This is a genomic window from Solwaraspora sp. WMMD406 (assembly GCF_029626025.1).
Lineage (GTDB): Bacteria > Actinomycetota > Actinomycetes > Mycobacteriales > Micromonosporaceae > Micromonospora_E.
Map to the genome: position 1 here is coordinate 3,286,025 of NZ_JARUBF010000001.1, position 22,596 is coordinate 3,308,620.

Annotated in this window: 20 protein-coding genes; 18 read left to right on the plus strand and 2 right to left on the minus strand. The window is 70.9% G+C overall.

Annotation, left to right across the window (positions count from 1 at the left end):
- The first annotated feature begins 6 nt into the window (after window positions 1–6).
- From murC to O7632_RS14795, 14 genes are all read left to right on the plus strand, one after another.
- Window positions 7–1,443, plus strand: a complete 1,437-nt coding sequence (gene murC / locus O7632_RS14730) for a UDP-N-acetylmuramate--L-alanine ligase (RefSeq protein WP_278114865.1) — start codon at window positions 7–9, stop codon at window positions 1,441–1,443.
- Window positions 1,440–2,264: an FtsQ-type POTRA domain-containing protein gene (locus O7632_RS14735; protein WP_278114867.1), complete on the plus strand. Its 825-nt coding sequence runs from the start codon at window positions 1,440–1,442 to the stop codon at window positions 2,262–2,264. Before murC ends, O7632_RS14735 begins: the two co-directional genes overlap by 4 nt.
- Before the next feature lie 288 nt (window positions 2,265–2,552).
- Entirely contained in the window at window positions 2,553–3,668 is a 1,116-nt protein-coding gene (gene ftsZ / locus O7632_RS14740) for a cell division protein FtsZ (RefSeq protein WP_278114869.1), read from the plus strand.
- 79 nt (window positions 3,669–3,747) lie between these two features.
- The gene (locus O7632_RS14745) at window positions 3,748–4,497 is read left to right on the plus strand and encodes a YggS family pyridoxal phosphate-dependent enzyme (RefSeq protein ID WP_278114871.1); all 750 of its coding nucleotides are present in this window, start codon (window positions 3,748–3,750) and stop codon (window positions 4,495–4,497) included.
- Between the two features lie 190 nt (window positions 4,498–4,687).
- A complete protein-coding gene (sepF, locus tag O7632_RS14750; RefSeq protein ID WP_278114873.1) occupies window positions 4,688–5,425 on the plus strand; it encodes a cell division protein SepF in 738 nt (245 codons plus the stop codon).
- 25 nt (window positions 5,426–5,450) lie between these two features.
- Window positions 5,451–5,756 carry a YggT family protein gene (locus O7632_RS14755; protein ID WP_123602596.1) on the plus strand — a complete coding sequence of 102 codons (306 nt, stop codon included), beginning with the start codon at window positions 5,451–5,453 and terminating at the stop codon, window positions 5,754–5,756.
- A 40-nt stretch (window positions 5,757–5,796) separates the two neighbouring features.
- On the plus strand, window positions 5,797–6,600 hold the full coding sequence (locus O7632_RS14760) for a DivIVA domain-containing protein (RefSeq protein WP_278114875.1): 804 nt from the start codon (window positions 5,797–5,799) through the stop codon (window positions 6,598–6,600).
- A gap of 52 nt (window positions 6,601–6,652) precedes the next feature.
- Window positions 6,653–7,393 carry a hypothetical protein gene (locus O7632_RS14765; RefSeq protein WP_347403576.1) on the plus strand — a complete coding sequence of 247 codons (741 nt, stop codon included), beginning with the start codon at window positions 6,653–6,655 and terminating at the stop codon, window positions 7,391–7,393.
- A gap of 19 nt (window positions 7,394–7,412) precedes the next feature.
- Window positions 7,413–7,736 (plus strand): DUF167 domain-containing protein, encoded by a 324-nt coding sequence (locus O7632_RS14770; protein ID WP_278114876.1) that lies wholly within the window; start codon window positions 7,413–7,415, stop codon window positions 7,734–7,736.
- A gap of 389 nt (window positions 7,737–8,125) precedes the next feature.
- Complete coding sequence (locus O7632_RS14775) at window positions 8,126–8,545, plus strand: TraR/DksA family transcriptional regulator (RefSeq protein WP_278114878.1); 420 nt, start codon at window positions 8,126–8,128, stop codon at window positions 8,543–8,545.
- Between the two features lie 74 nt (window positions 8,546–8,619).
- Window positions 8,620–9,204 (plus strand): signal peptidase II, encoded by a 585-nt coding sequence (gene lspA / locus O7632_RS14780; protein ID WP_278120054.1) that lies wholly within the window; start codon window positions 8,620–8,622, stop codon window positions 9,202–9,204.
- Window positions 9,201–10,151, plus strand: coding sequence for an RluA family pseudouridine synthase (locus O7632_RS14785; RefSeq protein ID WP_278114879.1), 951 nt, complete (start codon window positions 9,201–9,203; stop codon window positions 10,149–10,151). The genes lspA and O7632_RS14785 overlap by 4 nt, the downstream gene beginning before the upstream one ends.
- Window positions 10,152–10,210: 59 nt before the next feature.
- Window positions 10,211–11,152 (plus strand): hypothetical protein, encoded by a 942-nt coding sequence (locus O7632_RS14790; protein WP_278114881.1) that lies wholly within the window; start codon window positions 10,211–10,213, stop codon window positions 11,150–11,152.
- Window positions 11,153–11,387: 235 nt separating this feature from the next.
- On the plus strand, window positions 11,388–13,109 hold the full coding sequence (locus tag O7632_RS14795) for an AAA family ATPase (RefSeq protein WP_278114882.1): 1,722 nt from the start codon (window positions 11,388–11,390) through the stop codon (window positions 13,107–13,109).
- Window positions 13,110–13,202: 93 nt separating this feature from the next.
- Here the strand turns inward: O7632_RS14795 and O7632_RS14800 are convergent, their stop codons facing one another.
- Window positions 13,203–14,771, minus strand: a complete 1,569-nt coding sequence (locus O7632_RS14800; RefSeq protein ID WP_278114883.1) for a hypothetical protein — start codon at window positions 14,769–14,771, stop codon at window positions 13,203–13,205.
- Window positions 14,772–14,950: 179 nt separating this feature from the next.
- On the opposite strand from O7632_RS14800, the gene dnaE reads away from it, so the two are divergent.
- Both dnaE and O7632_RS14810 read left to right on the plus strand, forming a co-directional pair.
- On the plus strand, window positions 14,951–18,490 hold the full coding sequence (gene dnaE, locus O7632_RS14805) for a DNA polymerase III subunit alpha (RefSeq protein WP_278114885.1): 3,540 nt from the start codon (window positions 14,951–14,953) through the stop codon (window positions 18,488–18,490).
- Between the two features lie 19 nt (window positions 18,491–18,509).
- Window positions 18,510–19,400: a DUF2567 domain-containing protein gene (locus O7632_RS14810; protein ID WP_278114887.1), complete on the plus strand. Its 891-nt coding sequence runs from the start codon at window positions 18,510–18,512 to the stop codon at window positions 19,398–19,400.
- On the opposite strand, the gene O7632_RS14815 is transcribed toward O7632_RS14810, so the two are convergent.
- Window positions 19,315–20,016 (minus strand): LON peptidase substrate-binding domain-containing protein, encoded by a 702-nt coding sequence (locus tag O7632_RS14815; protein WP_278114889.1) that lies wholly within the window; start codon window positions 20,014–20,016, stop codon window positions 19,315–19,317. The genes O7632_RS14810 and O7632_RS14815 overlap by 86 nt on opposite strands.
- A gap of 87 nt (window positions 20,017–20,103) precedes the next feature.
- Between O7632_RS14815 and hisD the strand changes: the two genes are divergently transcribed.
- Both hisD and O7632_RS14825 read left to right on the plus strand, forming a co-directional pair.
- Complete coding sequence (hisD, locus tag O7632_RS14820; protein ID WP_278114891.1) at window positions 20,104–21,477, plus strand: histidinol dehydrogenase; 1,374 nt, start codon at window positions 20,104–20,106, stop codon at window positions 21,475–21,477.
- Complete coding sequence (locus O7632_RS14825) at window positions 21,474–22,577, plus strand: histidinol-phosphate transaminase (RefSeq protein ID WP_278114892.1); 1,104 nt, start codon at window positions 21,474–21,476, stop codon at window positions 22,575–22,577. The genes hisD and O7632_RS14825 overlap by 4 nt, the downstream gene beginning before the upstream one ends.
- The last annotated feature ends 19 nt before the right edge of the window (window positions 22,578–22,596 follow it).

Sequence of the window (22,596 nt, forward strand, 5' to 3'; positions counted from 1 at the left end):
GACCAAGTGAACACCACGGAGTTCGCCCCGGCCGGCACGGTGTCAGCCGAGGATCTGGGGACCGTCCATCTCATCGGGATCGGCGGGGTCGGCATGAGCGGCCTGGCCCGACTCCTGCTCACCCGGGGCATCCCGGTCACCGGCAGCGAGCTGCGGGACTGGCCGTCGCTGGCCGGGCTGCGCGCGCTCGGCGGCACCATCCACATGAGCCACGAGGCGGCCAACCTGGACGGCGTCGACACCGTGGTCTATTCGACGGCCATCCCGGCCGATCACGTCGAGTTGGCCACCGCCCGTCAGCGTGGGCTGCGGGTGCTGCACCGGTCCGAGGCGCTCGCCGCCGCGATGACCGGCCGGCGGACCATCGCGGTCGCCGGCACCCACGGCAAGACCACGACCACGTCGATGGTCACCCTGATCCTGCAGCGGGCCGGACTGGACCCGTCGTACGTCATCGGCGGGGAGATCTCGGCGGCGGGCGCAAGCGCCCACCACGGCAGTGGCGACTACTTCGTCGCCGAGGCCGACGAGAGCGACCGGTCGTTCCTGCTGTACCGACCGTTCGTGTCGATCGTCACGAACGTCGACGCCGACCACCTGAACACCTACGGCGACCTGGCCGGGCTGGCCGCCGGCTTCGCCGAGTTCGCCCGGTTGACCGACCCGGACGGCTTCGTGGTCACCTGCGCCGACGACCCGGGCACCCGGCAGTTGACCGAGGCGCTGCGGGCGCAAGGGCGCACCGTCCACACGTACGGCGAGGCGGCCGACGCCGACCTGCGGATCTCGGAGGTCGTCTCGTCGGCGGCCGGTGTGCGGTACGTGGCCACCCTGGACGGCGCGGTGCTCGGTGAGATCCGGTTGCCGGTTCCCGGCCGGCATCTGGGGCTCAACAGCGCCGCAGCGGTGTTGACCGCGCTGCGCCTCGGTCTTCCGCTGGAGGCGGCGGTGGACGCGCTCGGCGCGTTCCCCGGGGTCCGCCGTCGGTTCGAGCGCAAGGGCGTCGCGGCCGGGGTGACCGTCTACGACGAGTACGCCTACCACCCGACCTCGATGACCGCCGCGTTGCACACCATGCGGGAGGTCGCCGGCGACGGGCGGCTGCTGGTGGTGTTCCAGCCGTACCGGGTCTATCGGACCCGTGACCTGCAAGCGGAGTTGTCCGCCGCGTTGTCGATCGCCGACGAGGTGATCGTCATGGAGGTCTTCGGCCCCGGCGAGTTGCGGGAGCCGGGGGAGGGCGGGGCCGCGCTGACCGCAGCCGTGCCGCTGCCCGCCGACCGCAAGATTTTCGTCGCGTCCTGGGAGGACGTGTCGTCCGAGGTGGTCACCCGGGCCCGGCCGGGTGACGTGGTGGTGACGATGGGCGCGCCGCCGATCTCGCTGCTCGGAGACGAACTGCTCGCCGCGCTCGGTGGTGCGGCGGCCGTCGACGCCGGATGAGTCCGGCCGACCGGCCGGGCCGGTCCGGTACGCCCGGTCCGGACGCCGCGCCCGCCGCGACCGGTCCGGTCCGTCGGTGGCGGCTGGTGCGCGCCAGTCGGGAGGCGGTGCCGCCGTCGGTACGGCGGTTCATGCGTCGGGCCCGGCGGCGGCGATTGCGGGCCGCGTTGCCGTTCGCGGTCACCGGCCTGCTGCTCGCCCTCGTGGCGCTGGGCGGCTGGGTGGTCTACGGCACATCGGTGCTCGGCGTGGCGCAGGTGCGGGTCACCGGCACCAGCGTGGTGACTCCGGACGAGGTCCGCGCGGCGGCGGCGGTGCCGTCGGGCGTGCCACTCGCCCGGGTCGACCTCGACCAGGTCGCCGGTCGGGTCGCCGGCCTGCTGGCGGTGGAGCGGGCGGTGGTGAGCCGCGACTGGCCGGGTACGCTGGTGATCACAGTGGTCGAACGGGTGCCGGCCGCGGTGGTGCCACGCGAGGACGGGTTCCTGGTGGTGGACGCCGCCGGGGTGGGCTTCCGGACGGTGCCCGAACGCCCCGGGGATCTCGCGGTCGTCCGGGTGACGACGTCGCGACTCGACGAGTCGTTGCTGCGCGACGCCGTCGGTGTGCTCGGCGCGCTGACCGCGCAGTTGCGGGAGTCGCTGGTCGAGCTGCTGGTGGCTGGTCCGGCCCGCATCGAGTTGCGACTGGTCAACGACCGGGTGGTGATCTGGGGGGACGCCACCGACAACGACGTGAAGGCGCGGGTGGCCGACGCACTGTTGGCGCGGCCGGGTGACGTGATCGACGTCAGCGCCCCGGACGTGGTGACGATCCGGTGACGGCGCCAACCTTCGCGTGATTTCAGGACGGGTCGGTCTGGAAGGTACATTACGGTGCACTGCGGCCGACCTGGTCGGGTGCCGTCGGCGACACGCCGCTGTGGTCCTTGGATCACGCGGTACGTGCGCATACGTTGCCCCGAGAGGTTCAGTGGTTGACATAGCCCTAAGCCTCTAGTAGAGGGTGAGGGTTCTGCCCACAACCTCGCGTACGACGGGTCTGTCCACCGTGGTCCAATCGGGTCGGGTCAGGCCGGCGCCCGCCAATCTCGAAGGGAAGGCACCCCGATGACACCTCCGCACAACTACCTGGCGGTCATCAAGGTCGTCGGAATCGGTGGGGGCGGCGTCAACGCCGTCAACCGGATGATCGAGGTTGGCCTCAAGGGCGTCGAGTTCATCGCGATCAACACCGACGCCCAGGCGTTGCTGATGAGCGACGCGGACGTCAAGCTCGACGTCGGCCGGGAGCTGACCCGCGGGCTCGGCGCGGGAGCCAACCCGGACGTCGGCAAGAACGCCGCCGAGGACCACCGCGACGAGATCGAGGAGGTGCTCAAGGGCGCCGACATGGTCTTCGTCACCTGCGGGGAGGGCGGCGGCACCGGCACCGGCGGCGCGCCGGTCGTGGCCAACATCGCCCGCAAGCTCGGCGCGCTGACCATCGGCGTGGTCACCCGGCCCTTCTCGTTCGAGGGCAAGCGCCGGCAGGTGCAGGCCGAGGCCGGCATCGAGGAGCTGCGCAACCAGTGCGACACCCTGATCGTCATCCCGAACGACCGGCTGCTGGCGCTCGGTGACCGGGGGATCAGCATGATGGACGCCTTCCGCCAGGCCGACCAGGTGCTGCTCTCCGGTGTCCAGGGCATCACCGACCTGATCACCACGCCGGGTCTGATCAACCTCGACTTCGCCGACGTCAAGAGCGTGATGAGCGGTGCCGGCAGTGCCCTGATGGGCATTGGCAGCGCCCGGGGTGAGAACCGGGCGGTGGAGGCCGCCGAAGCGGCCATCTCCAGCCCGCTGCTGGAGCAGAGCATGGACGGCGCGCGAGGGGTGTTGCTCTCCATCGCCGGCGGGTCCGACCTGGGGCTGTTCGAGATCAACGACGCCGCCCAGCTGGTCACCGACGCGGCGCACGCCGACGCCAACATCATCTTCGGCGCGGTGATCGACGACGCGCTCGGTGACGAGGTCCGGGTCACCGTGATCGCGGCCGGCTTCGACGGCGGCACCCCGGCGTACAAGCCGGCCGAAGCCCCTCGCAAGCCGCCGGCTCCGCCGACGGCGTCGCCGGCGCAGCCGAGCCCGGCGGCACCCGCCGCGCAGACACCGGCCCAGCCGACCCGTCGGGTCCTGTTCGACGACGTCGACGTGCCCGACTTCCTCAAGAACGGCTCGTGACGGTGCCGGAACGGATCACCCGTTTCGGCCGGGCCGGGGCCACCGGTTTCGGTGCCGGAGCCCGTCGGGTGCCACGGCGATGGTCGACGTAGCTCTGCCGCGCCCCGGGCGACACGCCGAGCTGGCCGGCAACCTGGCCCGGGTGCGGGACCGGTTGTCGGCGGCGTGTGAGTTGGCCGGTCGCGACGCCACCAGCGTCACCCTGGTCGCGGTCACCAAGACCTATCCGGCCTCGGACGTCCGGCTGCTCGCCGAACTCGGTGTCACCGACGTCGGCGAGAACCGGGACCAGGAAGCCGCGCCGAAGACTGCGGCGCTGGCCGCCGATCCGACGACGCCGCCGCTGCGATGGCACTTCATCGGACAGCTGCAGCGCAACAAGTGCCGTTCGGTGGCGGCGTACGCCGACGTCGTCCAGTCGGTCGACCGGGTCGGACTGGTCCGAGCCCTGGCCGCCGCCGCCGGCCGGCTCCGGGACCGACCGCTTGACGTGCTGGTCCAGGTCAGCCTGGACGACGCGGCGGGCCGGGGAGGTGTGTCGATCGGTTCCACGGATGCCGAGTACGGGCTGTGGCCGGTCGTCGAGGCCATCCGGGCCGAGTCTGGTTTGCGACTCGCCGGCGTGATGGCGGTGGCCCCCCTCCAGCAGCCGCCCGGTCCGGCCTTTGCCCGGCTGGCCGACGTCGCTGCCCAGGTCAGAGGCGTCGTCCCGACAGCTGGGACGGTATCCGCCGGGATGAGCGCCGACCTGGAGGCGGCGATCGCCAACGGGGCGACACATGTCCGGATCGGCAGCGCGTTGCTCGGAAACCGACCAACGCTACGGTAGCCTGGCGGCGGACACCAAACTACATCAGTGTTGTTTGAGGCGGGCCTCCCATCGTCGGGGGTCGACGCCCGGGGCCGTACTCGGTCACGGGTGGGGGAGTCGTCTCGGACCGGTGGGCACTGCAGTGTTCACGCGCGACAGCGGCACGGCACGGGGGCGCGTGCCGCACGGCGGACGGAGGGGCGCGGCGATGGGTGCACTGCGCAAAGCGGGGGTCTGGCTGGGCCTGGTCGAGGAGGACGACGACCGGGCCTACGACGACGGCGGATACGACAAACCTGGATACGAGAAATCTACTTACCGTGAGTCGCGTTACCGCGACAGCAGGTACGCGGACGAGTTCGCCGACGACGACGAGCCGGACGATCCACCGCCGCGCGCCCGCCCCACGGTGGAGCGGCTGCGTCCGTCGGACCGGCTGCACTCCCGTGGTGCGGAGCGGGGCGTGGAGCGCGAGCACCGGGGCGTCGATCCCGACCGTACGGAGCGGGTGGACCGGACCGAGCGGACCGAGCGTGCGAGTGTGCGTTCGATCACCCGCGCCGGTACCGAGTCGGCCGGCACGTCGACCTACCCGACCCGGGACAACCTCGCGCTCGCGCCGCAGCCAGCGGCGCGGGAGCGGATGGTGGTCGCGGAGGAGGAGCAGCGGTACCAGATCACCACGCTGCACCCGACGACCTATCGGGAGGCGCGCACGATCGGCGAGCACTTCCGGGACGGCACCCCGGTGATCATCAACCTCACCGAGATGGACGAGGCGGATGCCCGCCGTCTGGTTGATTTCGCTGCCGGTCTGGCGTTCGGTCTGCGCGGTACGATCGAACGTGTGACCAACCGGGTGTTTCTGCTCTCACCGGCCAACGTCCAGGTCACCGCGGAGGACAAGGCCAAGATAGCCGAGGGTGGATTTTTCAGCTTGAGCTAAGCCCAACCGAGGGGCCTCACCTGCCGTGTTGTCGATCTTGTTCCAAGTCCTGTATCTGCTCCTGTACGTCTTTCTACTCACCCTGTTGGCGAGGTTTGTCCTGAGTGCGGTGCTGCAGTACGGACGACGCTGGCAACCCGGGCGGGGGGCCGCGGCGGGATTGGAATCGGTGTGGAGCGTCACTGATCCGCCCCTTAAGGCGTTGAGGCGGGTGATCCCACCACTGCGAATTGGTACCGTGAGCTTCGACCTGGCCTCCCTTGTGCTCCTGGTTATCCTGTTCGTGCTGATCACGTTCGTGGTGGAGCCGCTGATCAGGGCAACCAACTGACCGGCGCGCTACGCGGCCGCAACTGACCCGAGGAGTTTCGATGCCGCTAACCCCGGCCGACGTTCACAACGTCGCCTTCAAAAAACCTCCGATCGGCAAGCGGGGGTACGACGAGGAGGAGGTCGACGCCTTCCTGGACGAGGTCGAGCGCGAGCTCGCCCGTCTGATCGAGGAGAACAACGAGCTGCGCGCCCAGGTGGAGCGCGGTGGCCGTGGTGGTCCGGCTGGTCCTGGCGCTGACCCGCGGCTGGCGGCGGAGCTGAACGACCTCAAGGCCCAGCTCGACCGGGTGCAGCGGGACAAGGCCGCCGCCGAGCAGGCGGCCCGCGCCATGCAGGCCGAGCTCGAGCAGGTCCGGTCGACCGGTGGCCCGGGCGGGGTCGGTGGCGACGGCGAGCAGCAGGCGCTGCGGGTGCTGATGATGGCCCAGCGCACCGCTGACGACCATGTCTCCGACGCCCGTCGGGAAGCCGACAAGCTGCTGTCCGACGCCCGTACCAAGGCGGAGGAGGTCACCCGCGAGGCACGTGCCAAGGCGGACGCGTTGGAGCGGGACGCCCGGCAGCGTCACCAGGAGGCGATGGGTGGGCTGGATGCCAAGCGCACCGCGCTGCAGAAGCACATCGAGGAGCTCAAGCAGTTCGAGCGGGAGTACCGCACCCGGCTCAAGGCGTACCTGGAGAGCCAGCTGCGTGACCTCGACGGTCGCGGCCAGGGCCTCGAAGCCGAGATGGGCCGGGTCGAGGGCGGTCGCTCCGCCGGCGGTTCGGGTGGTCTCGCCGCCGCCGGGCTGGCCAGCTCGTACGGTGGCGGACGGTCCAGCGCGCTCGAGGCGGGCCGCTGAGGCCCCGGTCTTCCACGGGGGTCACGACACAGCGACGCGGCGGGGGTGAGCCGTGATAGTAGGAAGTCTGCTGCTCATCCTCGTCGCCGTCACGCTGCTCGTGCTCGGCCTGGCGAGCGGCTCCAGCATGCTGCTGATCGGTTCGATCGTGGCCAGCCTGCTGGCTGCGGTGGCCTTGGTGGTCGGGGCACGGCAAGCAGCCTCGCGAGGCGACTCGGCACCGCGTGAGCCGGCTCCGGCCGATGACCCGTGGACGACGCGTGCTGGTGATCCGGCCACCCGTGCCGACGACATCCCGTCGCGCGGTGACCCGGGATCCGAGGGCGAGCGGTGGCGGACGGCTACCGGTGGCGTACCCACGATGCGATCCGGGCCGGCAGCGTCACACACCACGGACTCGTCCCGCGCCACGGACTCCGGTCGCCGGGATCCCGACGTGGACCGGCCGGCGTCGGCCGTGCGCTCCTCGGCCGGTACGGCCGGCTCCGGAGACGACACCACCGGCTCGGCGTACGTTCCCGATGCTTCCCGGGTGGCGCTGGCCGACGACGATCCGCCGGACGAGCCCGCCGCTGAGGCGACGAGCGCGGCGGACAGCGCCCGAGTGGCGCGGTTGCCCGTGGACGTGGTCGTGGTCGACGGCCGGCCGCGTTACCACCGGGACGACTGCGTCCACCTGATGGCCCGCGACGGCGAGGCTCTGCCGGTCGGTGAAGCGATCGAGCTGGGGTTCACTCCGTGCGGTCTCTGCACGCCGAACAGCGCCCTGCTCGCCGAGTCGGGCCGGGTCTGAGCCGATCGGTCTGGTCGCCGTGCCCCCACCCGACACGGAGCTGACGGTGGCAGTCCGGGTCAAGCCGGCGTCCGCGCGACCCATGGTGGGCGGGTGTCACGAAGGGCCACACGGCCCCGCTCTCGTCATCGCGGTACACGCTCCCGCCGTCGACGGCCGGGCCACCGAGGCGGCCCGGCGGGCGCTCGCGGACGCGCTCGACGTACCGCCGAAGTGGGTGTCGCTGCGGGTCGGCGCCAACAGTCGCGACAAGGTCTTCACGGTCGACGTCGTCGCCGCCGGCCGGAGCGTCGGGTCCGGGGCGCGGGCACGGTTGCGGCGCCTGCGGGACGGGGCGTCGTGACGGGTCGCCGGCGGCACTGCGCGGGTCGCCGGCGGCACTGCGCGGGTCGCCGCGTCTTGTCTCGTTCGTGGGCTTGACGGGCTCCTGACCTGCTAACGTGCCATCCGCCCGGTATGCGGGGGACAAATCAGTGCAGTCCAGGTCTTACGGAGCGGTGATGTTGTCGGATGCCTTCACGTTCCGTATCCTTGCGAATCTCCGGAGTGTGCAACGACCCCGTTGTACGCCCGTTTTGTGCATCGGGGGCAGCATGGTCGAGGTGGCGGTGGCGGTGCCTCCGCACGGGGAAACCCGGCGTGGGAACACGGCCGTGCTCGTCTCGTCCGACGCCGGAGGATCCCGTCCAGGCACTGCCGATCGCCGCGCGGGACGCGGCTGAGGGAGCGACGATGGTGAAGCCAGCCGATACGAAGACCGCCGCCCGCAAACCGGCACCCCGGGCGGCGCGCGGCGCTGCCGAGACGACCAAGATCCAGTCTGCGCTCCAGGCGCGTCGGGACGAGCTGCGTACCGAGTATGATCAGACGCTGAGCGAGATCACCGAGCTGCAACGCGAGCGGCTGACCGACTCGGCCGGCGACGACCAAGCCGACACCGGCACCAAGACGTTCGAGCGCGAGCAGGAGATCTCACTCGCCAACAGCATCCTGGAGCGCATCAACCAGGTGGAACGGGCACTTGAGCGGTTGGCCGAGGGCAACTACGGCTGGTGTGAGCGGTGCGGCACGGACATCCCGGTCGAACGGCTCGCCGCCTTTCCTTCGGCGACGCTCTGCGTGTCATGTAAGCAGATCCAGGAGCGGCGCTGACCCTCGGCGCACGCCCGGACCGGCCGGCGAGCTCCCGGTCCGGTGGCCGCTCCCGCTGACGAAGGGAGAGGCCGCTGTCCGCCGATCGGAATCAGGTCGCCGCAGGGCACCCGGGCGGCGACCCCGTCGCGACGCCGTCCGGCCATGATCGGCGTGTCCTGACGGTTCTCGCGGCCGTGGCTGTCGTGGCGTTGCTCGTCGATCTCGGCACCAAGCAGCTCGCGCTGAGTCTGCTGGCCGACCGGGAGCCGGTCCGGCTGCTCGGTGGTGCCCTCTACCTCACCCTGATCCGCAACAGCGGCGCGGCGTTCAGCCTGGGCGCCGACTACACCTGGGTGTTCTCCCTGGTGACGTTGGTGGTCATCGGCTGGATCGGCTGGTTGGCCCGCAGCCTGCGTTCGGTGCCCTGGGCGATCTCCCTCGGGCTGGTTCTCGGCGGGGCGTTGGGCAACTTCCTCGACCGGGTGTTCCGGGCACCAGGTCCGTTCCTCGGCCACGTGGTGGACATGTTCAGCCTCTTCGACCCGCGCGGTCAGATATGGCCGATCTTCAACATCGCCGACAGCGCTCTGGTCACCGGGGTCATCCTCGCCGTGGGACTGGAACTGACCGGCCGACAACGGGACGGCCGCCGACTGACCGCACGGGAGCGACGATGAGTTCACCCACACGTCTCGGTTCGTCCGGCGACCGGCGGTCCCTGCCGGTACCCGAAGGCCTCGACGGCATCCGGCTCGACCAGGCCGTCTCCCGACTCTTCGGGCTGTCCCGCACGGCGGCGGCGGCGCTCGTCGAATCCGGCGACGCCGCGCTCGACGGAGTCACCCGGCAGAAGTCGGACCGGGTCTCCGCCGGATCCTGGCTGGAGGTGACCCTCCCCGCCCCCGCCGTCGCGCCGGTCGTGACCCCGCAGGCGGTGGACGGTCTGCGGGTCGTGTATGCCGACGCCGACATCGTCGTGGTCGACAAGCCGGTCGGTGTCGCGGCCCACTCCAGCCCGGGTTGGACCGGGCCGACCGTACTCAGTGGCCTGGCCGCCGCCGGTCACACCGTGGCGACCAGCGGAGCCGCCGAGCGGCAGGGCATCGTGCACCGCCTCGACGTGGGTACCAGCGGACTGATGGTGGTGGCCAAGAGCGAACACGCGTATTCGGTGCTCAAGCGCGCCTTCAAGGAACGCGAGGTGGACAAGCGGTATCACGCCGTCGTGCAGGGGCATCTCGACCCGCTGCGCGGCACCATCGACGCACCGATCGACCGCCATCCGCAGCACGACTACCGATGGGCAGTGGTGTCCGGAGGTAAACCCAGCGTCACCCACTACGAGACCGTCGAGGCCTTCCCCTCGGCCAGCCTGGTCGACATCCGGCTCGAGACCGGCCGGACCCACCAGATCCGGGTGCACTTCTCCGCGCTGCGCCACCCGTGCGTGGGTGACCTGACGTACGGTGCCGATCCGACACTCGCCGGCAGACTCGGTCTGACCCGGCAGTGGTTGCATGCCCGTGCGCTCAGCTTCCTACACCCCCGTACGGCCGAAGAAGTTCACTTCCGCAGCGACTACCCTGACGACTTGAAGGGTGCTCTAGCGAGACTCGGCGACTGACTCCATCCTGTCGCGATGGTGCGATCGTCCGCTTCACCCCACGGGAAGGGGAGTCGTCCGTGCGTGCCGGCGAACGGTTGCGGCAGATCGACAGGCGACTGTTGCCTCTCCTGGTCGACGTCGCCGTACGGCTGACCCAACGTCCGATGCGGCCGCAGGTCCTCCTCGGGGTGGCCGTCCTGGCGGTCAGTGCCGTGCTCGTCACGGCGGTCTGGGCCGCCGACCGTACGCCGGACGGCGGAGTCGGTGTGGTCGGCGACATCGTCCAGGTCGGGGTCGCCGAAGGGGAGTCCATTCCGGACTATCTACGGGCCGCCGACGGCGAACTCGACGCGATGGCCGCGACGCCGCCGACCGCCGATCCAGTAGGGTCGGCGCAGACCTACGCCCTGGTGGTCTTCGGCGAGTACCTGCCGCCCGATCGGCTGGCATCCGTCCTGGCCGGAGTGTCCGTTGTCGAGGTCTACACCAGGGTGCCGCTGGCGGACACCCAGACCCAGGTCGTCCGGATGCCGGCGTTCCGGCTGCCCGAGGACGTGCTCATCGGGATGGACCAGGTGGCCGAGCGCAAGCAGCGGGAAGCCAGCGACTACCGGGTTCGCGCCGCCGACCTTGGTCGCGCCGCTGACCTGGACCTGTGGCGGCTCTACGACACCGGAGCCCGGGTCGCCACCGCCGAAGCCCAGTCCTACCGGGCGCACTGCGCCTGTGTCTACGCGGCCGTTGTGCAGGGCGACCCCGACGGCCTGCGTTCGTTGGCCGGCCTGGTCGAGGTCCGCGCGGTCGATCCGGCACCCGAGGTCCACCGGCTCGACCGGGCGGTGTTCCTGCCCCCGCTGCCGGAGTACGTCGACGTCGTCCCGGCCGGCGACGACTCGCTGACCACCGGCGGGTTGATCATCGGTGTCCCGGCGGGCAGCGGCCCGGTCGACTCGACCAGCGGGAACGGCCGCGACGGTGACCGGACGTCAGACGTACCGGCGCTGGACGGTGGTCGGTGACCAGCCGGTCGGATCCCGAGCCGGAGGGTCGGCCTGCGGCCACGGGCCCGACGCCGGTTCCGTAGGCTACCCCCGGTGTCATTTCGACCATCGTCGGGTGACGGACGTCCGGCTGGTTTGGGCGACCAGCGGAGAAAACGCGTCGAGGCGTTCCATAGCCTCTCGCGGTATGGCCTGAACCAGGTTTGCTTCGTAGCCTGTCAGGCGGGGACCGATAGCGCTGGGAGGGTGGACCGTGGAGGGCACCGAGACCGGCTGGGGCCGGCCTGCGGAACCAGCGCCGCGGTGGCGTGCGCTGCTCGACCGTGCCCGACACGGCGGACGCACCGGCGAGCAGCCCGAGGTCCAGGACCGTAACGAGGGGGTACCCCGGCCACGGGAGAACGGCCGGGGTGTCGGGCCGCCGGCGAACGGCTCCGCCACGGTGCCCGGCCACCCGACGCAACCGGCGCGCGGTGCGCAACAGGGGCGCCCGCCGGTCGACGACCGCCGCCCCGACGATGAGGGCTGGCCCGCCGAGTTGCGGTACGCCAGCGACTCGCAGCAGTTCTTCCCACCCGGGCCCGGTGCCGGCCGGTACGAGGCGCTCGCCCCGGGCGGCGCCGGTGTCTCGCCGACCTACCCGGTGATGCCGGGTAACGCTCCGGAGCGCGGCGGCCATCCGATCCGTCCGGAGTATCCGACTGCTCCGGCGGCCCCTGACCATCCGGCCGGTCACGGGGGCGCCGGCTATCCGCCCGCTCAGGCGGCCGGCCGTCCCAGCGTTGCGGACCCGCCTTACCCGGGCAGCCCGAACATCGGCCGGCGGCAGCCCGATTACCCCGCGCCGAGTGGCCCGGGCGGCTACTCCGGCCGGCCCGGTCCCGATCCGCACCATCCGCGCCGGCCCGGTCCCGATCCGGGCCGTCCCGCTGCGGACCCGGGCTATCCCGGTCCCGATCCGGGCCGTCCCGCTGCGGACCCGGGCTATCCCGGTCCCGATCCGGGCCGTCCCGCTGCGGACCCGGGCTATCCCGGTCCCGATCCGGGCCGTCCCGCTGCGGACCCGGGCTATCCCGCATCCGGCGGGGCGAATCCGGGCTACGCCACACCGGCGGACGGTGGCGGCTATCCCGCCCGGATCGAATGGCGGGAAAGCCGCCCCGACGCCGAAGTCGACCGGGCGGTCGGCGTCCTGCGGCGCAACCTGGGCATCCCACGCGTGCTGGCGTTCGCCAACCCCAAGGGTGGGGTGCACAAGACCACCGCGACCGTGCTGGCCGCCGCGACCATCGGCAGCGTCCGGGGGCGGGGGGTGCTCGCGTGGGACGACAACGAACTGCGCGGCACGCTCGGCCTGCGGGCCGGCAGCGCCCGCCACGCGCGGACGATCCGGCACCTGATCTCGGATCTGGTGGAGATCGAGGCGTCGCACGGATACGAGCTGACCGACCGGCTCGACGACTATCTGCGACATGCCTCGGACGGGTCGTACGACGTACTGGCCGGAGAGGAGAGCCCGCGGTTCGCCCAGCGCCTCGATCCACAGACCGTCCGCCGGGTCCTGGAACTGCTCCGCCGTACCCATGACGTGATCTGCGTGGACACCGGCAACAACGTGGAGAGCGCCAACTGGCAGACCGTGCTGCAGGCCGCCGACCAGTTGGTGGTGACCTGTGTGCCGCGCGAGGACGCCGCGTTCACCGCCGACTGGATGCTGGACCTGTTGCACGACGTCGGCATGGGCGACCTGGTGGAGAACGCGGTGACGCTGTTGTCCTGCCCGACGCCGGGACCGGCGCCACTGCTGGAGGACCTCCGTCGGCACTTCGCCACCCGTACCCGGGCGGTCGCGGTGGTGCCGTACGACCCGGCGTTGGAGACCGGGTCGTCGATCGAGTACGTCCAGTTGCAGCCGGAGACCCGGCAGGCCTGGTTGCAGGCGGCGTCGATCATGCTCGAGCCGTTCGTCCGCTGACCCAGCGGGCCGGCCGTGGGGCTGATCCAGCGTCTCGGCCGTGGCCTGATCCAGCGGGCCGGCCGTGTCCTGATCCAGTTGGGTGATCTGGTGTCACCGGTTGCGGTCCGGCACCGGTTCGCAGCCGTGGATCGCGCCCCATCGCGAGCACTGTCCGTCCGGGTACGGCTGCAGGTGCGCGATCCAGGCGAAGTAGCCGGCGTGGTCGGTGCGTTCGTCGGGCATGTACCGGTCGACGGTGGCGGACCCGGCGGAGGCGAACAGGAACAGCAGGGGAATCAGCAGCAGCCCGGTGGGCGCCGTGGCCGTGCCGGCACCGGCCGGATCTCGGCTCCGCCACCAGCGCACGGCGAGCAGCACCCCGAACCCGGTGAGGATCAGCAGGCAGTAGAGCACCACCGCGGTGGTACGGGGGTACAGCCGTACCGTCTGGGTCTGCCACTGTTCGCTCGCCAGCCACATCCGGATGAACCAGGCGCTGGCCGCGCAGGCGCCGGCGGTGATCACGATCGTGTGCCGCCAGCCCCAGGCGAGCGCCAGCCCGAGCCCGGCGACGAGCAGCAGGGTGAACACCCCGACGCCACCGAGTTCACCCACCGGCGGCCAGACCGGGCCGACGTCGGCTGGTCGGTCGTTGCGCCACATGGCGATGTACGCGGGTTCGGTGTCGGTGTCGAAGTAGAAGTAGTCGTCGGACGTGCCGCCGGTCGGGGCCAGCAGACCACGAAGATGCACCCAGCCGACCACGACGAAGGTGACCGTCGTGGTACCGCCGAAGACGAGCAACCGGCGCCAACCGGACCGCCAGGGTGCCAGCAGCGCCGCCGCGACGACCACCCCGGCGGCGCACCAGACGAACCACCCCGAGTAAAGCAGGAAGAGCAGGCCGATTCCGGCCCCGGTGACGGCGCCGGCCAGTAGCGCCCGGCGAACGGTCAGGGTGTCGGCGCGGCGTACGATGGCCAGGACGCGGACCAGGACCGGGATCAACATGACCAGGGTGATCTGCGGGTACGGCTTGACCGGTTCGATCAGCGGCAGCATCGCGACCACGCCGATCGTCAGTGCCCACACCGGCCGTAGCACCAGCCGCCAGGCCAGGTAGGCGGCCGGTCCGAACAGCGCCGTGCCGACCAGTTGGATGTCCTTCAGCGCCAAGATCATCGGTTCGTCGGTGAGTCTGGCCCAGCCGCCGATCACCCAGAAGATGATCGGCGGGTAGTGATCCGGGATCTGCTCGCCGCGCCAGAGCCGCGAGGTCCAGTCGAGGATCCACTGGTAGTCTCCGCCGCCGGCCCACAGCGACAGCCGGGTGCCGCGCAGCGCCACGTCGATTCCGCCGGCCACCAGACCGGTCGCGAGTCCGGCGATCGCGGCGCAGCCGGCGCGGACGGCGTACGCCCGGTGGGCCGGTGCGGCCAGCCGGTTCGCGACGACCAGGGCGATCACCAGCAGTGCCGCGACCACGGCGAAACGGAGCTGCAGCGCGGCCAGTCCGCTGACCTGTCCTCGGCGTTCCAACGGGTCGACCTCGATGGTGCCGCTCCAGGCGAGAAAGCCGACCGCGACACCGACACTGAGGACGAGCTCGGCTCCGATCCCGCCGATTCTGGAACGGAGGGTGCGTGAACGGAGAGTGTGTGTGTCGTGGCTACTGGTCACACAACGACCGTAGACGTTCAGTCGTGACGCCGCTGCTTTGCGCGATGATTGGACGTACCTGCTGTGCGACACGTCGGCAATCTCACGTTGGTCGGTCCGCTCGGTGCGGCGAGTACCAGTACGGCCGGTACCCGACTAGGCTCGCTAGGCCGCAGCCAGCAGGGAGAAGGAGGCCGTCGGTGTCCGATTCGTTCGTACATCTGCACACGCACACCGAGTACTCGATGCTCGACGGGGCGGCCCGATTGAAGGAGTTGTTCGCCGAGACGAATCGGCTCGGCATGCCCGCTTTGGCGATGACCGATCACGGAAATCTGTTCGGGGCGTACGATTTCTTCAAGCAGGCGACCGGAGCCGGGGTGAAGCCGATCATCGGCTTGGAGGCATATCTGACGCCGGGGACCGATCGGCGGGACCGGACCCGGGTACGGTGGGCCGACGGCGGGGAGAACGACGTTTCCGGTGGTGGCGCCTACACCCACATGACCATGTTGGCGGCGGACGCCGACGGGCTGCGCAATCTGTTCCGGCTGGGGTCGCGGGCCAGCCTGGAGGGCTACTTCTACAAGCCCCGGGCGGATCGGGAGTTGCTGCACCAGTACGGCAAGGGGATCATCGCGACGACCGGCTGCCCCTCCGGTGAGGTCCAGACGTGGTTGCGGATCGGGAATTTCGACAAGGCGTGCGAGTCGGCGGCCGAGTTCCGCGACATCTTCGGCGCGGACAACTTCTATCTGGAGTTGATGGATCACGGACTCGACATCGAGACCCGGATCCGGACCGATCTGATCCGGCTCGGTAAACGGCTCAATCTGAAGCCGATCGCGACGAACGATCTGCATTACACGCACGAGCGGGACGCCGAAGCGCACGAGGTGTTGTTGTGTGTCCAGTCCGGGTCGACGATGGCGGATCCCAAGCGGTTCAAGTTCGACGCCCGCGACTTCTATCTGAAGTCACCGGCCGAGATGCGTAAACTGTGGGACGCCGAGGTGCCGGGGGCGTGTGACAACACCCTGGAGATCGCGGAGAAGATCGGCGACTATTCGGCGTTGTTCGCCTCCCGGGACCTGATGCCGCAGTTCCCGGTCCCGGCCGGCGAGACCGAGGAGTCGTTCCTGCGCGCCGAGGTGCTGCGCGGTCTGGACCGCCGGTTTCCCGGCGGGGTGCCCGAGGGGCACCGCAAACAGGCCGAGTACGAGCTCGACGTCATTCTCAAGATGGGCTTTCCCGGATACTTCCTCGTCACCGCCGACCTGGTGGCGTACGCGAAACGGGAAGGCATCCGGGTCGGCCCGGGCCGTGGCTCGGCGGCCGGCGCGCTGATCGCGTACGCACTGGGGATCACCGAACTGGATCCGATTCCGCACGGCCTGCTGTTCGAACGGTTCCTCAACCCGGACCGGGTGTCGATGCCGGACATCGACATGGACTTCGACGAGCGTCGGCGCGGCGACATGATCCGGTACGCGACCGAGCGGTACGGCGAGGAACGGGTCGCGCAGATCATCACGTACGGCACGATCAAGGCGAAGGCGGCGATCAAGGACGCGGCCCGGGTGCTCGGCTACCCGTTCGCGATGGGCGACCGGATCACCAAGGCGATGCCACCGCCGGTGATGGGCAAGGACATCCCGCTGACCGGCATCTTCGACCCGAAACACCCCCGCTACCCGGAGGCGGCCGAGTTCCGGTCGTTGTACGAGTCCGACGGCGAGGTCCGCAAGATCGTCGACACGGCCAAGGGCCTGGAAGGACTCAAGCGGCAGTGGGGCGTGCACGCCGCCGGGGTGATCCTGTCCCGCGACCCCCTGGTCGACGTGCTGCCGATCCAGAAACGGGAACAGGACGGGGCGATCATCACCCAGTGGGACATGGGCGCCTGCGAGTCCATCGGCCTGCTGAAGATGGACTTCCTGGGCTTGCGCAACCTGACCGTGATGGACGACTGCCTGGCCGGGATCAAGGACAACCGCGGCCTGGACCTGGTCCTCGAGGAGTTGCCGCTGGACGACAAACGCGCCTACGAGCTGCTGGCCCGGGGCGACACGCTCGGCGTGTTCCAGCTCGACGGCGGGCCGATGCGGTCACTGCTGCGGTCGATGGTGCCGGACAACTTCGAGGACATCTCCGCCGTCCTGGCGCTGTACCGGCCGGGTCCGATGGGCGCCAACGCGCACAACGAGTACGCCGACCGCAAGAACAACCGTAAACCGGTGGTGCCGATCCACCCCGAACTCGCCGAACCGCTCGCCGACATCCTGGGCGACACCTACGGTCTGATCGTCTACCAGGAACAGGTCATGGCGATCGCCCAGCAGTTGGCCGGCTACACCCTGGGCGCCGCCGACCTGCTGCGCCGGGCGATGGGCAAGAAGAAGAAGGAGATCCTGGACAAGGAGTACGTCCCGTTCTCCCAGGGCATGCGGGACAACGGCTACTCCGACGAGGCGATCAAGACGCTCTGGGACATCCTCGTCCCGTTCTCCGACTACGCGTTCAACAAGGCCCACACCGCCGGCTACGGTCTGGTCTCCTACTGGACGGCCTATCTGAAGGCCAACTATCCGGCCGAGTACATGGCCGCCCTGCTGACCAGCGTCGGCGACGACAAGGACAAGGCCGCCGTCTACCTGGCGGAGTGCCGCCGGATGAAGATCAAGGTGCTGCCGCCGGACGTCAACGCCTCCGGTGCCCGGTTCACCGCCGTCGGCTCCGACATCCGGTTCGGGCTCGCGGCCGTGCGTAACGTCGGCACCAACGTCGTGGAGGCGATCGCCCGGGCCCGCAAGGCCAAGGACGCCTACACCGACTTCTACGACTTCCTCCGCAAGGTCGACGCGGTCGCCTGCAACAAACGTACCGTCGAGTCGCTGATCAAAGCCGGCGCGTTCGACTCGTTGGGGCACACCCGCAAAGGGCTGTTGACCGTGCACGCCGACGCGATCGACTCGTTCATGGACCTCAAACGCAACGAGGCGGTCGGCCAGTACGACCTGTTCGGCGACGCGTTCGGCGCCGGCGGGGACGCCGGTGCGGGCGGTGGCATGGTGGTCACCCCGCCGATCCCGGACAGCGAGTGGGACAAGACCGACCTGCTCACCTTCGAACGCGAAATGCTCGGCCTCTACGTCTCCGACCACCCGCTGTTCGGGGTGGAACACATCCTCGCCAACGCCGCCGACATGTCGATCGCCGCCCTCGCCGAGGACGGCGCGGTCGCCGACGGCACCGTACTCAACCTGGCCGGCATCCTGTCCGGGGTGCAGCGCCGGATCACCAAACAGGGCCGGGCCTGGGCGTCGGCCACCCTGGAAGACCTCGGCGGCGCGGTCGAGGTGCTGTTCTTCCCCAACACCTACGAGGTCGTCGGCCAGTACATCGCCGAGGACGCCATCGTCGTGGTCAAAGGTCGTGTCGACCGCCGCGACGACCAACCCCGCCTGATGGCCATGGACCTGTCGGTTCCCGAGATCACCGCCGCCGACGAGATCAAACCGATCGTGATCACCCTGCCCCCGGCGCGCTGCACCCCACCCCTGGTCGAAGGGCTCCGCGACGTACTCACCAGCCATCCCGGCTCCGCCGAGGTCCACGTCAAACTCGTCAACGGCAGCCGCGCCACCCTGCTACGCCTCGGCCCGCACCGGGTGGCTCCCACCACCGCGCTCATGGCCGACCTCAAGGCACTCCTCGGCCCTGCCGCCGTGGCCGGCTGACACCTGAGAGGATCATCGGGTGAGCTCCACCACCGACGCCGATCCGGCCGACGATCCAGCCGACGATCCGCCCCCGGCCGGCTCCGCTGGAGAAGTCGCCGCCCCGGCTGCCGCCCCGGCCGCCGACGGGCCCGCGAGCGGGCGGCCCGGCGCAGGCCGGGCCGCACCGGCCCGGCGCGGCGGCTGGCTCGCGGCGGCGTCCGTCTCCGTGGCGATGACCATCGGTGGGGTGGCGCTCGGTGTCCTCTGGTCGATGCTCGCGCCCTGGATCCCGGTGGTCAAGACCGAACAGGGCGCGGCGGTACGCGGTGGGGAGCCCGAGTACTTCGTCGCCGCCGACGGGTGGTTCGGATTCCTCGGGCTCGGGTTCGGTATCGTCGCCGGCGTCCTGGTCTGGGCGGTGCTGCCCCGACTTCGTGGCCCGCTCGGCCTGTTCGCGGTGGGGTTCGGCGGGGTCGGCGCGGCGGCGCTCGCCTGGGGACTCGGTCGACAGATCGGGCTGGACGACTATCGGAGCGCGCTGGCGGCCGCTGAACTCGGCGACGCCCTGCACCGACCGCCCGACCTGCAGGCGGGTGCCTTCGACATGTGGTTCGGGGTACTTCCAGCGGTGAGCGGTGCCTTCCTGGCCCCGGCGTTCGGGGCGGTCCTCGTCTACACCATGGCGGCCGGCTGGTCCCGCCACCCCGGGCTGCGGCCCGAACCGGACCCGGTCGTCGCACCCGATCTGGTGGCCGACCGAGATCCGATTGCCGCATCGGATCCGATCGCCGCATCGGACCCGGCTGCCGTCCCAGGCCCGGTCACCGCGTCTGACCCGGTGGTCAGTTCGGGCTCGCCGGCACCGCCATCTCCGGCAGCGGAACCGGCACCGCCCGGACCCGACGCAGCAACGCGATCTCCCGATTGAGGATCCGCAGCTCGGCGCGCAGCCGCCGGGCCGTGTCCAGTTCGGCCAGCAGCGCCTGCCGCTCGCCGATCGTCAGGGCGGTGGTCGCCGCCACCAGGTGCGATACCACGGTCGGCTGTTCCGGTAGTTGCTCGGTGATCTCCGCCGAGTCGGTACGGACCAGTTCCAGGTATTGCCGGAACACCGCGAGCACCTGCGGGACGAGCCGGTCGGCCATCTCCTCCTGACCAGCCGGTTCCGGCAGCCACTGCACCGACGCCGTCAGATAAGCGGCCGGGTCCTCGGGCAGGTCGGTGATCCGGAACCGGCGCCGGCCGACGGTGACGATGTCGAACCGGCCGTTGGGCAACTCGGTGACCTGTCGTAGCTCGGCGGTGCAGCCCACCTCGTGCAGGCTCACCGTGCTCGGCCCCGGCACGCCGGGCGGGCCCGCGGTCGGCAGCGCCTCCCAGCCTCGGCGGATCGCCACCACCCCGAACTCCCGGGTCACCCCCTCCGGCAGACTCGTCAGATCACGGACGAGTTGCCGGTAGCGGTCCTCGAAGATGTGCAAGGGCAGCACCAACCCGGGGAAGAGCACCGTCCCGAGCGGAAAGACCGGCAGCCGCTGACCCACCGGTCGACTTTAGCGTGGCCACGCTCACCGTCCCGTCGGCTGGACGGCCAGCGTCCGGTTGGTGGGAGGCCGCCTAGACTCACAGGCGTGCTGAACCGGATCGACCTGCGAGGCGGGACGCGCGACGTGCGCGGCCTGCTGCCCCGTGCCCAGCTTGACGTCTCCGCCGCCGTGGAACAGATTCGCGGCGTCGTCGAGGCGGTCCGCGAGCATGGTTACCCGGCGATCCGCGACGCCGCGCAACGATTCGACGGGGTCAGCCCGCAGCGGTTGCGGGTCCCGGTCGAGACGATCGCCGCCGCCGAGCGCGACCTCGATCCGCAGATCCGGTCCGCCCTGCTGGAGTGCATCGCCCGGACCCGCCGGGTGCACGCCGACCAGCGCCGCGTCGACGTCACCACCGACGTGGTGCCGGGCGGCACCGTTACCGAACGGTGGGTGCCGGTCGGTCGGGTCGGCCTGTACGTGCCCGGTGGACTGGCCATGTACCCGTCGACCGTGGTGATGAACGTGGTGCCGGCCCAGGTCGCCGGGGTGGACTCGCTGGTCGTGGCCAGCCCGCCGCAGCGCGACAACGACGGGCTGCCGGATCCGCGGGTGCTCGCCGCCTGCGCCCTGCTCGGTGTCGACGAGGTCTACGCCGTCGGCGGCGCCCAGGCGGTGGCGCTGCTCGGCTACGGTGCCGCCACCACCCCGGACGGCGACGAGCGCTGCGCCCCGGTCGACATGATCACCGGACCGGGCAACATCTGGGTCACCGCCGCCAAGCGGCTGCTCCGGGGAGTGGTCGGCATCGACGCCGAGGCCGGTCCGACCGAGATCGCCATCCTGGCCGACGACTCCGCCGACCCGGTGCACGTCGCCGCCGACCTGATCAGTCAGGCCGAGCACGACCCGCTCGCGGCGAGCATCCTGGTCACCGATTCGGTCGCGCTCGCCGACGCGGTCAACCGGGAACTCGCCCGGCAGGTGCCGGCGACCAAGCACGCCGACCGGATCGGCATCGCGCTGCGCGGGGAGCAGTCCGGCATCGTACTCGTCGACGACCTGGCCGCCGGGCTGGCCGTGGTCGACGCGTACGCCGCCGAGCACCTGGAGATCCAGACCCGTGACGCCCGGCAGTGGGCCCTGCGGGTCCGCAACGCCGGGGCGATCTTCATCGGCGCGCACTCGCCGGTGTCGCTCGGCGACTACTGCGCCGGGTCCAACCACGTGCTGCCCACCGGTGGCTGCGCCCGGCACTCCTCCGGTCTGTCGGTGCAGTCGTTCCTGCGCGGTATCCACCTGGTCGAGTACGACGCCGACGCGTTGCGCGACGTCGCCGGTCACGTGGTGACCCTGGCCAACGCCGAGGACCTGCCCGCGCACGGGCAGGCCGTGCAGGCCCGGTTCGTCGGCCGGCCGGCGACCGCCACGTCGGGCGGCACCGGCGGCCCGGACGGCACGGCGGTGTCCCGATGACCGTCCCGATCACCCTCGACGACCTGCCGATCCGCGACGACCTGCGCGGACGCAGCCCGTACGGGGCACCACAGCTGGACGTGGCGGTCCGGCTCAACACCAACGAGAACTCGTTTCCGGTGCCGGAGCGGGTCGTCGAGGCGATCGCCACGGCGGTCGGCGCGCAACTGCGCCAGCTCAACCGCTACCCGGATCGGGACGCGGTGGCGCTGCGCATCGACCTGGCCGGCTATCTCGGCCATGACCTGACCGCCGCCGGGGTGTGGGCGGCCAACGGTTCCAACGAGGTCCAGCAGCAGCTTCTGCAGGTCTTCGCCGGCCCGGGCCGGGTGGCGCTCGGGTTCACCCCGGCGTACTCGATGCACCCGCTGCTGGCGCTCGGCACCGGCACCCGGTGGATCGACGGCCGGCGCGGCCCGGATTTCGCGCTGACCGCCACGGACGCCGCCGCCCAGGTCGCGGCGGACCAGCCGGATCTGGTGTTCCTCTGCTCACCCAACAACCCGACCGGCACCGCGCTCGATCCGGCCGTGATCACCGCGGTACTCGACGCCGCGCCGGGCATCGTGGTGGTCGACGAGGCGTACGCCGAGTTCGCCCGCGCCGGTACGCCTAGCGCGCTGACCCTGCTGTCGGCGCATCCCCGGCTGGTGGTGACCCGGACGATGAGCAAGGCGTTCGGGTTCGCCGGCGGGCGGCTCGGCTACCTGGCGGCGCATCCGGCCGTGGTGGACGCGGTGCAGTTGGTCCGGTTGCCGTACCACCTCTCGGCGCTGACCCAGGCGGCGGCCCGGGCCGCGCTGGCGCACCGCGACGCGCTGCTCGGCAGCGTACGTGTGATCATGGAACAGCGGGACCGGATCGTGGCCGACTTGCGTCGGCTCGGACTGACGGTCGCCGACAGCGACGCCAACTTCGTGCTGTTCGCGGTCGGCGGCGACCAGCGGCGGGTCTGGCGCGCGCTGCTGGAGCGTGGTGTGCTGGTGCGCGACGTCGGACTGACCGGCTGGCTGCGGGTGACCGCCGGTACGCCCGAGGAGACCGATGCCTTCCTCGCCGCGATGACGGAGCTGGCCGCGCTGACCGAGCCGGCGCGCTGACGGGGCCGTGACGACGACC